The 12,977-nt window shown below is 59.7% G+C and carries 14 protein-coding genes and 1 pseudogene; 11 read left to right on the top strand and 4 right to left on the bottom strand.

What is annotated here, in order from left to right:
- Positions 1–20: 20 nt before the first annotated feature.
- From J9788_RS15155 to nrdG, 3 genes are all read left to right on the top strand, one after another.
- The gene (locus J9788_RS15155) at positions 21–935 is read left to right on the top strand and encodes a LysR family transcriptional regulator (RefSeq protein WP_182265183.1); all 915 of its coding nucleotides are present in this window, start codon (positions 21–23) and stop codon (positions 933–935) included.
- A gap of 243 nt (positions 936–1,178) precedes the next feature.
- Positions 1,179–3,317 (top strand): anaerobic ribonucleoside-triphosphate reductase, encoded by a 2,139-nt coding sequence (gene nrdD, locus J9788_RS15150; protein ID WP_182265182.1) that lies wholly within the window; start codon positions 1,179–1,181, stop codon positions 3,315–3,317.
- Positions 3,318–3,485: 168 nt separating this feature from the next.
- Positions 3,486–3,950 (top strand): anaerobic ribonucleoside-triphosphate reductase-activating protein, encoded by a 465-nt coding sequence (nrdG, locus tag J9788_RS15145; protein ID WP_182265181.1) that lies wholly within the window; start codon positions 3,486–3,488, stop codon positions 3,948–3,950.
- 113 nt (positions 3,951–4,063) lie between these two features.
- On the opposite strand, the gene J9788_RS15140 is transcribed toward nrdG, so the two are convergent.
- The gene (locus tag J9788_RS15140; RefSeq protein WP_182265180.1) at positions 4,064–5,008 is read right to left on the bottom strand and encodes a GIY-YIG nuclease family protein; all 945 of its coding nucleotides are present in this window, start codon (positions 5,006–5,008) and stop codon (positions 4,064–4,066) included.
- A 221-nt stretch (positions 5,009–5,229) separates the two neighbouring features.
- On the opposite strand from J9788_RS15140, the pseudogene J9788_RS25110 reads away from it, so the two are divergent.
- Positions 5,230–5,579: pseudogene (locus tag J9788_RS25110) on the top strand (type II toxin-antitoxin system HigA family antitoxin); the annotation flags it as partial.
- Positions 5,580–5,606: 27 nt separating this feature from the next.
- Here the strand turns inward: J9788_RS25110 and J9788_RS15135 are convergent.
- Positions 5,607–6,296, bottom strand: a complete 690-nt coding sequence (locus tag J9788_RS15135) for a hypothetical protein (protein ID WP_182265179.1) — start codon at positions 6,294–6,296, stop codon at positions 5,607–5,609.
- A 335-nt stretch (positions 6,297–6,631) separates the two neighbouring features.
- Between J9788_RS15135 and J9788_RS15130 the strand changes: the two genes are divergently transcribed.
- A complete protein-coding gene (locus J9788_RS15130; RefSeq protein ID WP_182265178.1) occupies positions 6,632–6,841 on the top strand; it encodes a hypothetical protein in 210 nt (69 codons plus the stop codon).
- Between the two features lie 121 nt (positions 6,842–6,962).
- On the opposite strand, the gene J9788_RS15125 is transcribed toward J9788_RS15130, so the two are convergent.
- Positions 6,963–7,154: a hypothetical protein gene (locus tag J9788_RS15125; RefSeq protein ID WP_182265177.1), complete on the bottom strand. Its 192-nt coding sequence runs from the start codon at positions 7,152–7,154 to the stop codon at positions 6,963–6,965.
- 41 nt (positions 7,155–7,195) lie between these two features.
- A complete protein-coding gene (locus J9788_RS15120) occupies positions 7,196–8,251 on the bottom strand; it encodes a permease (RefSeq protein ID WP_182265176.1) in 1,056 nt (351 codons plus the stop codon).
- Between the two features lie 227 nt (positions 8,252–8,478).
- Here J9788_RS15120 and phnF point away from each other — a divergent pair, with 227 nt between their 5' ends.
- The 6 genes from phnF to phnK are packed head-to-tail and all read left to right on the top strand — an operon-like array spanning position 8,479 to position 12,962.
- Positions 8,479–9,207 (top strand): phosphonate metabolism transcriptional regulator PhnF, encoded by a 729-nt coding sequence (phnF, locus tag J9788_RS15115; RefSeq protein ID WP_047025109.1) that lies wholly within the window; start codon positions 8,479–8,481, stop codon positions 9,205–9,207.
- Positions 9,208–9,651 (top strand): phosphonate C-P lyase system protein PhnG, encoded by a 444-nt coding sequence (gene phnG / locus J9788_RS15110; protein WP_019453314.1) that lies wholly within the window; start codon positions 9,208–9,210, stop codon positions 9,649–9,651.
- 3 nt (positions 9,652–9,654) lie between these two features.
- The gene (phnH, locus tag J9788_RS15105) at positions 9,655–10,236 is read left to right on the top strand and encodes a phosphonate C-P lyase system protein PhnH (protein ID WP_182265175.1); all 582 of its coding nucleotides are present in this window, start codon (positions 9,655–9,657) and stop codon (positions 10,234–10,236) included.
- On the top strand, positions 10,236–11,321 hold the full coding sequence (locus J9788_RS15100) for a carbon-phosphorus lyase complex subunit PhnI (protein WP_047572955.1): 1,086 nt from the start codon (positions 10,236–10,238) through the stop codon (positions 11,319–11,321). Before phnH ends, J9788_RS15100 begins: the two co-directional genes overlap by 1 nt.
- Complete coding sequence (locus J9788_RS15095; protein ID WP_004933420.1) at positions 11,314–12,174, top strand: alpha-D-ribose 1-methylphosphonate 5-phosphate C-P-lyase PhnJ; 861 nt, start codon at positions 11,314–11,316, stop codon at positions 12,172–12,174. Before J9788_RS15100 ends, J9788_RS15095 begins: the two co-directional genes overlap by 8 nt.
- Entirely contained in the window at positions 12,174–12,962 is a 789-nt protein-coding gene (gene phnK, locus J9788_RS15090; RefSeq protein WP_016929302.1) for a phosphonate C-P lyase system protein PhnK, read from the top strand. The genes J9788_RS15095 and phnK overlap by 1 nt, the downstream gene beginning before the upstream one ends.
- The last annotated feature ends 15 nt before the right edge of the window (positions 12,963–12,977 follow it).

The raw sequence follows: 12,977 nt of genomic DNA, 5'->3' as shown, positions 1-12,977 counted from the left end.
AACTGAAAGTATCAACCACTATGTCGCTGCCCTTTGACGTACACCGCCTGTTGCCGGCCTTCCTCGCCGCCGCGCAGGCGCAAAATTTCTCCGCCGCCGCCCGCCAGCTGGGCGTGACGCCGGCGGCGGTCAGCAAAAACATCCGCGCGCTGGAAGAGAAGCTGGCGCTGCGGCTGTTTCAGCGCAACACCCACAACGTGCTGCTGACCGACGAGGGCAAAGCGCTGCTGGCGCAGGTAGCGCCGCTGTGGCAGGCATTGGCGGCGACGCTGGAGAGCGCCGGCGGCGAACGGCAGGCGCCGGCCGGCGTGGTGCGCGTCACGATGATCCCCGGCTTCGGCCGCCGGATGCTGATGCCGTTGATCCCGCAATTTCTGGCGCGCTACCCGCAGATCGATCTCGATCTGTCGCTGGACGCCCGGGTGGTGAACCTGGTGGGCGAAGGTTTCGACGTCGGCATCGGCAGCCGGGTCGATCCCGACAGCCGGCTGGTGGCCCGCCCGCTCAACCCGATGCACATGGTGCTGGCGGCGTCGCCCGACTATCTGGCGCGGTGCGGTGAGCCGCAAACGCCGCACGATCTGCTGCGCCACGACTGCCTGCTGCACCGCAACCCGGCCAACGGCCGCCACGTCAAATGGCAGCTGCGCCATCAGGGCGAAACGCTGGCGCTGGATCTGAACGGGCGGCTGGTGGCCAGCCGCCCGGAGATGTTGCTGGATGCGGCGCTGGCCGGGCTCGGCATCGTCAACCTGGCGCGCTGGTACGTCGAGAAACACTTCGAGCAGGGCACGCTGCAGCCGGTGCTGGCGGAATGCTGGCCGCGCCCGGTGCAGCTGTGGCTCTATTACGCTTCGGCGGATCTGCCGCCGCGGGTGCGCGTCTGGGTCGATTTTCTGCTGGAACATTTTCGCGATCGGCCGGCGGGCGATTGACGACTGTTCAGCTTGCGCACGCTCCTCCGTTTTCCTTGTTCTACATCAAAAGAATCGCGCCAATATCTATATATAGTGCATTAAGAATTGCGAACACCTATATATAGTAGTTATCCACAAAATCATCCACACGCCGCCACAGCCCTTGCGCGCTGCGGCTTTGCCCTGTGGATAAGCGAAATTTGACGGTTGCTCGCCGCGCCGGCGGGTATCAACGCTCCCTCGGGGAACAAGGAGTACAACGTGAAACCAGTAGTGATTAAGCGGGACGGTTGCCAGGTACCTTTTGACGAAGCGCGCATTGCGCAGGCCATCGAGCGCGCCGCGCTGGCGGTGGGCGTGGTCGATGCCGACTACTGCGCCACCGTCGCCCGCGTGGTCGCTCAGCGCATGGAGCAGCAGCCGCGCGTCGATATCCACGAGATCCAGCAGGCGGTGGAAAACCAGCTGATGGCCGGCGAATACAAACAGCTGGCGCGCGCCTATATCGAATACCGCCACGATCGCGACGTGGCGCGCGAACTGCGCGGCCGCCTGAATCAGGAAATTCGCGGCCTGGTCGAGCAGAGCAACCGTGCGCTGCTGAACGAAAACGCCAACAAGGACAGCAAGGTGATCCCCACCCAGCGCGACCTGCTGGCGGGCATCGTCGCCAAACACTACGCCAAGCAGCACATCCTGCCGCGCGACGTGGTGCTGGCCCATGAACGCGGCGAAATTCACTACCACGATCTCGACTACTCGCCGTTCTTCCCGATGTTCAACTGCATGCTGATCGATCTGAAAGGCATGCTGACCAACGGTTTCAAGATGGGCAACGCCGAAATCGAGCCGCCGAAGTCGATCTCCACCGCCACCGCCGTGACTGCGCAGATCATCGCTCAGGTCGCCAGCCATATCTATGGCGGCACCACCATCAACCGCATCGATGAAATTCTGGCGCCGTTCGTCGACGAGAGCTTCCGCAAACACCTGCAGGTGGCGGAGGAATGGCAGATCCCGGACGCCAAAGGCTATGCCATGGCGCGCACCGAGAAAGAGTGTTACGACGCCTTCCAGTCGCTGGAGTACGAGGTCAACACCCTGCACACCGCCAACGGCCAGACGCCGTTCGTCACCTTCGGCTTCGGCCTTGGCACCAGCTGGGAGTCGCGCCTGATCCAGCGCTCAATCCTGAAAAACCGCATCGCCGGGCTGGGCAAAAACCGCAAGACCGCCGTGTTCCCCAAACTGGTGTTCGCCATCCGCGACGGCCTCAACCACCAGTACGGCGATCCGAACTACGACATCAAGCAGCTGGCGCTGGAGTGCGCCAGCAAGCGCATGTACCCGGACATCCTCAACTACGATCAGGTGGTGAAGGTCACCGGCTCGTTCAAAACGCCGATGGGCTGCCGCAGCTTCCTCGGCACCTACGAGCAGGACGGCGAGCTGGTGCACGACGGCCGCAACAACATCGGCGTCATCAGCCTCAACCTGCCGCGCATCGCGCTGGAGGCGATGCGCGATGAGTCGCGCTTCTGGGCGCTGCTGGATCAGCGCCTGCAGCTGGCGAAAAAGGCCCTGATGACGCGCATCGCCCGGCTGGAAGGCATCAAGGCGCGGGTGGCGCCAATCTTGTACATGGAAGGCGCCTGCGGCGTGCGGCTCAAGGCCGACGATAACATTGCGGATATCTTCAAGAATGGCCGCGCCTCGATTTCGCTGGGCTACATCGGCCTGCACGAGACCATCAACGCGCTGTTCGGCGGCAAAAACCACGTGTATGACGACGAAGCGCTGCGCGCCAAAGCGGTGGCGATCGTCGCGCGGCTGCGCGCCGCCGTCGACGCCTGGAAGGACGAAACCGGCTACGGCTTCAGCCTCTACAGTACGCCGAGCGAGAACCTGTGCGATCGTTTCTGCCGGCTGGACACCGCCGATTTCGGCGTGGTGCCGGGCGTCACCGACAAGGGCTATTACACCAACAGCTTCCACCTCGACGTGGAGAAGAAGGTCAATCCGTACGACAAGCTGGACTTCGAAGCGCCCTACCCGCCGTTGGCCAGCGGCGGCTTCATCTGCTACGGCGAATACCCGAACCTGCAGCACAACCTGAAGGCGCTGGAAGACGTGTGGGACTACAGCTACACCCGGGTGCCTTACTACGGCACCAACACGCCGATCGACGAGTGCTACGAATGCGGCTTCACCGGTGAATTCTCCTGCACCAGCAAAGGCTTCACCTGCCCGAAATGCGGCAACCACGACTCGGCCAAGGTCTCGGTCACCCGCCGGGTGTGCGGCTATCTCGGCAGCCCCGATGCCCGGCCGTTCAACGCCGGCAAGCAGGAAGAGGTGAAACGCCGGGTGAAACACCTCGGCAATGGGCAGCTCGGCTGAAAAGCACCGTGCAACCTAGGCAGAAGCCTGTTCATCAGGCGTGATTATCGCAGCCGGTTTGCCTTCGGCCAGCGCGCACCAACCGGAGCGTACACGCAGTACGTGAGGATTGGGGGCCCTGCCCGGAGGCAAAATGGCCAGTAAAATAGCCTGATGGGCAGGCCTCACATGAATTATCACCAGTATTACCCAATCGACGTCGTCAACGGCCCCGGCACCCGCTGCACGCTGTTTGTCGCCGGCTGCGTGCACCAGTGCCCCGGCTGCTACAACAAAAGCACCTGGCGGCTCAACTCCGGCCAGCCGTTTACCCCGGCGTTGGAAGACCGCATCATCGCCGATCTGAACGATACGCGCGTGCCGCGCCAGGGGCTGTCGCTCTCCGGCGGCGATCCGCTGCACCCGGCCAACGTGCCGAGCATCTTGCAGTTGGTGAAACGGGTGCACGCCGAATGCCCCGGCAAGGATATCTGGCTGTGGACCGGCTACCGGCTGGCGGAGCTGGATGCACAGCAAATGCAGGTGGTGGACAGGATCAACGTGCTGATCGACGGCAAGTTCGTGCAGGATTTGAAAGACCCGGCGCTGATTTGGCGCGGCAGCAGCAACCAGGTGGTGCATAGGTTGCGATGAGCTGGCTGCACAGACTCGATCTGGCAGCGCTACGGCACGGCGTTAATCTGATGGGCTGCTTTGTGCCAGGAGCGGACCTTGCAAAATGGGGTTATTTCGATCAAAACGTAACGTCACAACCAGCCGACGCTCTCTCTCCATTTATAATTAGTAACTTTATCATTTTCGCTTATTTTTTTAGAGATAGAGCGAGGTTCTCTTCCTAGATACTCAGATATTTCTGTCGGGGATAAATCAAAATCGACAAGCATGACTCTAAGTTTTTCCATTTCCTTTAAAGTCCAGGGTTTGCCAAAGTTTTCATAAAGAGATACCTTATGCTCTCTGATAGTTCGCTTTCTCTGAATTTCACTTTCCCTCTGAGAAATCTCGTTTTTAAACTGTGAGCGGAACTCTTTACAGAAATTTTCATCAGTTTTCTTGTTATACAGATTACTAAAAATAAGTTGGGATGCCGGATCTAAATCAGGCGTATCAATAATAAAAACCTTGGCCTTTTCCATATGCGGGAATTCAATTTTCCCCAATATGCTTAGTTGCTTTATATTAAAAAACCCTCTCAAATCAAAAGATTTAATGAGCTTTGATTGGATTACACTTTCAATCCTGCTTGCATTTGAATAACAGTAACCTGCCATTGGAAGGGCCCATACTACCAGTTGAGGAATATATTTTTCTAATGCAATGCTCTGCCAGTCAGTATCAAAGGTTTGGCTTTTTGCTAGCATGTTTTTCGGCAAATCAGAATATAATGTTGTAGATGCCCATATCTTATAATCCTTCGCCAAGGCTTGATAGTGCTTTGTGTGGTTATGAATTTTATAAGCTGACATGAAGCGATACACATCATCATCGTGACCCGCGGCGTAAATTGTTCGGTTTCCTCTCAGGTAACCGTCGTAATGTTCGTTTATCCTTCTACCTACATTACAACTTACCCCAACGTAAACCACACGATTGAAAAGTCCTTTATGGACAATAAGATAAACTCCACTACAGCCAGATTTCCTAGCCTCTGATATAGAACCTAAAAATCTCCATTCCATAATTAAATCCATTATTATTGCTACTTTTTTTGTTTATCATTATTTTCGTGAAACTTCAACAAATCAATCCAAGATCTAAGGGAAAAGACTTATATATTTATACTGACCTGCTCCCTGTTGATTCACACAGAATGCTGTTAGCAATGTCCGTTCCTCGCTCAAAACGGCCCTTAAGTTAAGCCCACTATCAATGCCAGTGAGCTTACTCTCCCCTTCACAAACCCGACCCGCAAGTCTCCTTCCTTGGAGGTGGTTCTCTCGAGAGGGATTATCGTGACGCGCTGGCTTTGGTGAGCACTACCTGCTCGAGAACGATAATGGAAACCCGCTAATCGACTTTCTATCGAACAAAATTGCTACCTATGAGTGCAACAGCGATTATTTCGCTGAGCCTAACACCGCGATCGATGAAATGCCGCTCACCGCTACGCTACGACGCCTCCTGACGGACCACTACAAGCTAACCTACTCTGATCTTAAAGAAGAGATCGGTTCAAAGTCTCTGGTTAGTCAGATCTTATCCGGACAATGTTCTTTAAATATTACCCATATCAAGACGCTTTCCGCAGACTTGGTTGTATAACTGGAATAGTTCCTGCAACTGGAGCATCTAAGTATCGGTACTATCCCAAAAATTCGCCCCGAAATTATTCAGACTTTTAACCGTGAAAGTCTTTGGGATCTGCGAGCCATCTCGCCCATCCTTCAGATAGTTATGGACAGATTCCTTACATATTGCTTTTAGGTGCTCCCAAGTCCGGTACAGATCTTCTTGTTTTGCCTGCTTTTGTCTGGCAGCGCTAACCTTGCGTGCCGGCTCGACTGAAAAATAGCTTGGCTGTTCTTCTGCAAGGTAAGAGAATGTAATGTTTCCGAACTGCCAGTCTGCATTCTGATCGATTCGCCAGCTGTAGCTTATCCGAACAAAAAGGCGTTCACTGAACGTTGTTGGCGGAAAATTTTGCTCATCGACACTAAATGTAACTTCTTCTGCCTCAACCTCAGAAACCCCTGCCCTCATTTGCGAAAATGCAGCTGTCAGATCACGGCCAGCTTTCAGGGCTGCGTATCTTGCTTCTTCGCGTTTTTTGGATGACTTGGATATCCGAAGTGCAGTAACTGCTTTTTCAAAGCAAAATAATTGCTGCGTGACATAGGGTCCACAATCATAGAGTCTAAGACCCTGAAGATAATAAGACTGTTCTTCATACAGGCATTTATCGATACATTTTTCTAGTTCACTTTCATCAATGGCTTTAAGAGCTTTACGAGCTGCATGCGAAATATCAGAATAACTCATCAGAAAACCTTCCTTATGTCAGAAACCACTGGCAATAGCGATCTTCCTGCCTGTCCGGATAGTTAGCATATTTTTCTCCAGGCCAACTGGCAACCATTGCCGAAACGCCCCCCAGACCGACGTTGGCCAGAGAACGGATAAGTCCACGTTTACTGATGTAGCTGTTCTGCAAAAATACGCCCAGACGTTCTGGTCTTCGGCCACTTACCCTACATATTGTGGGTACAGATTTGGCATGGCTGAGCCAGATTATTTTGTTGGTATCAAAAACGTCGTGATCACAAGATTTTTCAGGAAGACGGGGGACTCTCCCACGTCACCTTAGGAAACATTTTATGAAAACAGCAATCACCTTGAATGAACTCGTAATGGCTACAGCTCATGCTCGTGAGCAATACCGTTTACACGGTACGTACTTCTGGCAGGCTATGTATGAGTCCAGATACCTAGAACTTGGTCAGCTGGCTTACGATCAACGGAGAATGGTGCTCAAATCTCCTGCTGCACTGGAAGCTATGTATCGGTTAGCCATTGATGTGGAATAGTCAGGGGTAAATGGCCTCTCAGGAGGGCCATTGCTGACCAGAATGAAGAACGCTATCGAGTTGGTAGGCTTGCTCAACCCTTCACAAACCCGACAAGGATTTCTGGGTGTTCTAGTACAACTCAATACCCCCGCCGATAGCGCCCCCGGATTTTCGCCTTAAATATAGCCATTCGTTTTTCTACCTCCGAATGGCTTATATAAACCGCGGTGCCGTTTCTTAAGCGATCAAGGGCGGCATCCACCCTTTCACGCAACGCTTGCTCCAGCAACATCGCCTCTACGTCCATTTCAGGTTTATTCCGCTGTTCCATTGCCATCTCCTCCATTGAGACAGCATCGGGTCACAAATCAGTTACACCAACCCCATCCCCACCACGCCGGTCACCGCGCCGCACAGCGCCACCAGCGCCGCCGTCAGGCACAGCGCACGGGCGGAGAAGGCCTTGTTGAGCATCAGCAGTGAAGGCAGGCTGACCGCCGGCAGGGTCATCAGCAGCGCCAACGCCGGGCCGGCGCCCATGCCCGCCAGCATCATGGTCTGCACGATCGGGATTTCTGCTGCGGTGGGGATAACGAACAGGCAGCCGACGATCGCCAGCGCGATGATCCACAGCAGGCTATTGTCGACGGCGCCGTCGGCGTGCGGGAACAGCCAGACTCGCGCCGCGCCCAGCGCCAGCACCGCCAACACGTAGATCGGGATGGTCGACCAAAACAGCGCCCACAGCGCTTTGCCCCAGCGGGCGAGGAACGGCTGCTCATCGCTCTGCGCCATCATCAGCGGCGGCTGCGGCGCGGCGGGTTGCGGATCGTTGGCGGTCACGCGCTGCACCAGCCAGGCGATACCCAGCACCATCACCACGCCCGCCACCAGGCGGATGGCGGCGAACGGCCAACCGAGCACAAACCCCATAAACACCAGCGTCGCCGGGTTCAGTACCGGGTTGGCGAGCCAAAAGGCCAGCGCGGCGCCGCTGGACACCGACTGGCGGCGCATGCCGGCGGCAACCGGTGCGGCGCAGCAGGTGCACATCATGCCCGGCAGCGCGATCAGCGCCCCCAGCACGGTGCCGGAAAAACGCCGGTGGCCAAGCGTGCGCGCCAGCCAGTCGCGCGGGATCAGCACCTGTACCAGCGAGCCTAACAACACCCCGAGCAGCGCCGCCTTCCACACCGCGGTGAAGTAGACCAGCGCATATTGCCAGGCCGCCAGCCAGGGGCTCGCGGCGCCGTCGGCCAGGATCGATTTGCCGATCGAGTGGCTGTCCGCCGCCACGAAGGCCTTGCCGTAGTAAGGCTGCCATTTCACGTAGTAGAGGCCGACGGCCACCACCAGCAGAAACAGGATCGGTTTCCACAGCGGCCAGGCGCGTGGGGCGGGTTCAGGGGCATTCAGAGATTGCGGCATGGTAGCGGCCAGAGTCAGTCAACAGTGGCGCCAGCATAGCGCGCCGCCGCCGCCCGTGCACGCCTGGGCTGTCCTAAATAGTTCATCTGTTCGCCACCGACGCGTAACGCGATTGTCATCTGCGCCCGGCACCATGATGCCAACGTGAAAACCACAGGGTAGACGCACGATGAAACGCACCGCTTCGGCCTTCATCGCACCGCCATCGGCATGACGAGGTTTTTATTATGATGGAGTTATCTAGACATCCGACCACTTACCCCACCCGCTATCAGCAGATCGCCGCACAGCTGGAACAGGAGCTGCGCACGCAATACCGCTGCGGCGACTACCTGCCTTCGGAACAGCAGCTGGCCGAACGTTACCAGGTCAATCGCCACACCCTGCGCCGCGCGGTGGATCAGCTGGTAGAGCGCGGCTGGCTGCAGCGCCGCCACGGCGTCGGCATCCTGGTGCTGATGCGGCCTTACGATTACCCGCTGCACGCCAACACCCGCTTCAGCCAGAACCTGTTCGAGCAGGGCAGCCACCCCACCAGTGAGCGCTTACTCGCTGTCTTGCGCCCGTGTAATGGGCATGTTGCCAGCGCGCTCTCGCGTGAAGAAGGCGAAATGGTGATCCACCTGCGCACCCTGCGCCGCGTCAACGGCGTGCCGATGAGCGTGATCGACCACTATCTGCCCGATCTGGAGTGGTGGCCGGCGCTGCAGCAGTTCCACAGCGGTTCGCTGCACCAGTTTATCGAACAGCACCTGCAGCAGCCGCTGACCCGCCGCCAGACGCGCATCAGCGCGCGCCGCGCGCAGGCCAAAGAGAGCCGGCTGCTGGAGATCGCCACCCACGCGCCGCTGCTGTGCGTGCGCACCCTTAACGTCCGCAGCGGCGGCGAAGACGTGGCGGAATACTCCGTCAGCCTGGCCCGCGCCGACATGATTGAACTGACGATGGAGCACTGAATGCAAGCCTTAGAGTCGAGACAACGCTGGATGTCGGTGCTGGCGCACAGCCGGCCCGAGCAGCTGCGCAGCCACTGGCAGGCGCTGAACCTCAGCCCGGGTTACCGCAGCATCCGCGCGCCGGAGATCGGCCTGGCCCAGCTGCAGGGGCGCATGGGCGCCACCGGCCGCCGCTTCGTGCTGGGGGACATGACGGTCACCCGCGCGGTGGTGCAGCTGGACAACGGCGGCTACGGCTACAGCTATATCGCCGGGCGCGACAAGGCGCACGCCGAGCTGTGCGCGCTGGCCGATGCGCTGCTGCAACAGCCGGAACACGGCGAACGCCTGCAACAACAGCTGATCGCGCCGCTGGCCGCGCTGCAGCACGAGCAGCGCCAGCTGCGCGCCCGGGCGATCGCCGCCAGCCGGGTGGACTTCTTTACGCTGGTGCGAGGAGATTAAGCCATGAGTTTATTAACCGGTTTTGAGCAACCGATAGACCAATCGCAGCACGCTTTCCGTTTGATTCTTAAAGCCTTGAGCGAACCGGGCCACCGGGTGACGCTGCCGGCCGGCCCGGCCTGGGCGCCGCTGAACGCCGCCAGCACCGCCGCGCTGCTGACGCTGGCCGATCAGGAAACGCCGCTGCAGCTGTGCGCTGCGCTTAAAAGTGAGCAAGTGCTAACAAACATTCGTTTTCACAGCGGCGCGCCGCTGGCCGCCACGGCGCAGGAGGTCTGTTTTGCCCTGTTCGATGAGCACGTGCAGGCCGCCGATCTGCAGGCGTTGCCGCACGGCACGGAAATCTCGCCGGAATATGGCGCTACGGTCATCGTGCAGCTCGCTGAGCTGGAGAACGGCGCCGCGCTGCGCCTGACCGGCCCCGGCATCGAGAGCCAACGCCTGATAGCGCCGCGCCTGCCGCCGGCGCTGCTGGATTACCTGGTCAACCGCCCGCAGCGCTTCCCGCTGGGGCTGGATATTTTGCTGACCTGCGGCGATCGCCTGCTGGCGATCCCGCGGACCACCCGCGTGGAGGTGTGCTGATGTACGTAGCGGTAAAAGGGGGCGAAAAAGCCATTGAGGCCGCCCATCAGCTGCAGGAACAGCTGCGGCGCGGCGACGAGGCGCTGCCGGCGATCGGCGCGGAACAAATCGAACAGCAGCTGGGGCTGGCGGTGGATCGGGTGATGACCGAAGGCGGCATCTACGATCGCGAGCTGGCGGCGCTGGCCATCAAACAGGCCAGCGGCGATCTGGTGGAGGCGATCTTCCTGCTGCGCGCCTATCGCACCACCCTGCCGCGCCTGGCGGTCAGCGAGCCGCTGGCCAGCGAAAACATGCGGCTGGAGCGGCGCATCTCGGCGGTTTACAAGGACTTGCCCGGCGGGCAGGTGCTGGGGCCGACCTACGACTACACCCACCGGCTGCTGGACTTCGCGCTGCTGGCGGAAGGCGAAGCGCCGCGTGCGCCGCAGGCCGACGAACCGCTACCGGACAACTGCGGCCACGTGTTCGATCTGTTGTGTCGCCAGCAGCTGGCGCGCGAAGAGCAGGACGACGGCAGCGCACCGGACGACATCACCCGCAACCCGCCGGTTTACCCCTGCTCGCGCTCGGCGCGCCTGCAGCAGCTGGTGCGCGGTGACGAAGGTTTTCTGCTGGCGCTCGGCTACGCCACCCAGCGCGGCTACGGCCGCAACCACCCGTTCGCCGGCGAGATCCGCACCGGCCACGTTTCGGTGGAGATCGTGCCTGAAGAGCTCGGTTTCGCCATCGATATCGGCGAAATCCTGCTGACCGAGTGCGAAATGGTCAACGGCTTCGTCGATCCCAAGGACCACCCGCCGCACTTCACCCGCGGTTACGGGCTGGTGTTCGGCCGCGCCGAACGCAAGGCGATGGCGATGGCGTTGGTGGATCGCGCATTGCAGAGCCCGGACTACGGCGAAGGCGTCGCCGGCCCGGCGCAGGACGAAGAGTTCGTGCTGGCCCACGCCGACAACGTCGAGGCCGCCGGCTTCGTCTCCCATCTCAAGCTGCCGCACTACGTCGACTTCCAGGCCGAACTGGAGCTGCTCAAGCGGCTGCGACAGGAATACAGCGAGCGTCAGGAGGCCCGCGATGAGTGAAGTATTGACCGGCTATAACCTCGGTTATCTGGACGAACAGACCAAGCGCATGATCCGCCGCGCCATCCTGAAGGCGGTGGCGATCCCCGGCTATCAGGTGCCGTTTGGCGGCCGCGAGATGCCGATGCCCTACGGCTGGGGCACCGGCGGCATTCAGCTCACCGCCAGCGTCATCGGCCGCGCCGACGTGCTGAAGGTGATCGACCAGGGCGCCGACGACACCACCAACGCGGTGTCGATCCGCCGCTTCTTCCAGCGCGTCGCCGGGGTGGAAACCACCGAACGCACGCCGGAGGCCACGCTGATCCAAACCCGTCACCGCATTCCGGAAACCGCGCTGCGCGAAGACCAGATCCTGATCTATCAGGTGCCGATCCCGGAGCCGCTGCGCTTTATCGAACCGCGCGAAACCGAGACCCGCAAGATGCACGCGCTGGAGGAGTACGGCGTGATGCAGGTGAAGCTGTATGAGGACATCGCGCGCTACGGCCATATCGCCACCACCTACGCCTATCCGGTGAAGGTCAACGATCGCTATGTGATGGATCCGTCGCCGATCCCGAAATTCGACAACCCGAAAATGCACATGATGCCGGCGCTGCAGCTGTTCGGCGCCGGGCGCGAGAAACGCATCTACGCCCTGCCGCCGTTCACCAAGGTGGAGAGCCTGGACTTCGACGACCATCCGTTCAGCGTGCAGCAGTGGGACGAACCCTGCGCGCTGTGCGGCTCGCGCCACAGCTATCTCGACGAGGTGGTGCTCGACGATCGGGGCAACCGCATGTTCGTCTGTTCGGACACCGACTACTGCCGGCAGCAGCTGGCGCAATCTTCGCAAGAGGCGCAGCACTGATGACTTCCACCCCTTTGAGCACCACCCCGCTGCTGTCGGTGAACCGGCTCACCCACCTGTACGCCCCCGGCAAGGGCTTCAGCGACGTGTCGTTCGATATCTACCCCGGTGAAGTGCTGGGCATCGTCGGCGAATCCGGCTCCGGCAAAACCACGCTGCTAAAGTCGATCTCGGCGCGGCTGGCGCCGCAGCGCGGGCAGATCCTTTACCGCCCGCAGGCGGACCAGGAACACGACCTGTACGCCATGGCGGAGAGCGATCGCCGCCGCCTGCTGCGCACCGACTGGGGCGTGGTGCACCAGCACCCGCTCGACGGGCTGCGGCCGCAGGTCTCCGCCGGCGGCAACATCGGCGAGCGGCTGATGGCCATCGGCCAGCGCCACTATGGCGACATTCGCCGTCAGGCCGGCCAGTGGCTGGAAGACGTCGAAATCCCGCTGTCGCGCCTCGACGATCTGCCGACCACCTTCTCCGGCGGCATGCAGCAGCGGCTGCAGATCGCCCGCAATCTGGTCACTCACCCCAAGCTGGTGTTTATGGACGAGCCGACCGGCGGGCTGGACGTGTCGGTGCAGGCGCGCCTGCTCGATCTGCTGCGCAACCTGGTGGTGGAGATGCAGCTGGCGGCAGTGATCGTCACTCACGATCTCGGCGTGGCGCGGCTGCTGGCCCACCGCCTGCTGGTGATGAAACAGGGCGAAGTGGTGGAGAGCGGCCTGACCGATCGGGTGCTGGACGATCCTCACCATCCTTACACCCAGCTGCTGGTTTCTTCGGTGCTGTCGTAACCCAAGGCGATAACA

Source organism: Serratia sp. X10 (assembly GCF_017811775.1).
In the GTDB taxonomy this organism is placed as follows: domain Bacteria; phylum Pseudomonadota; class Gammaproteobacteria; order Enterobacterales; family Enterobacteriaceae; genus Serratia; species Serratia ureilytica.
Note: the sequence above shows the minus strand (reverse complement) of the source record. Positions and strands in the feature narration are given on the sequence as shown.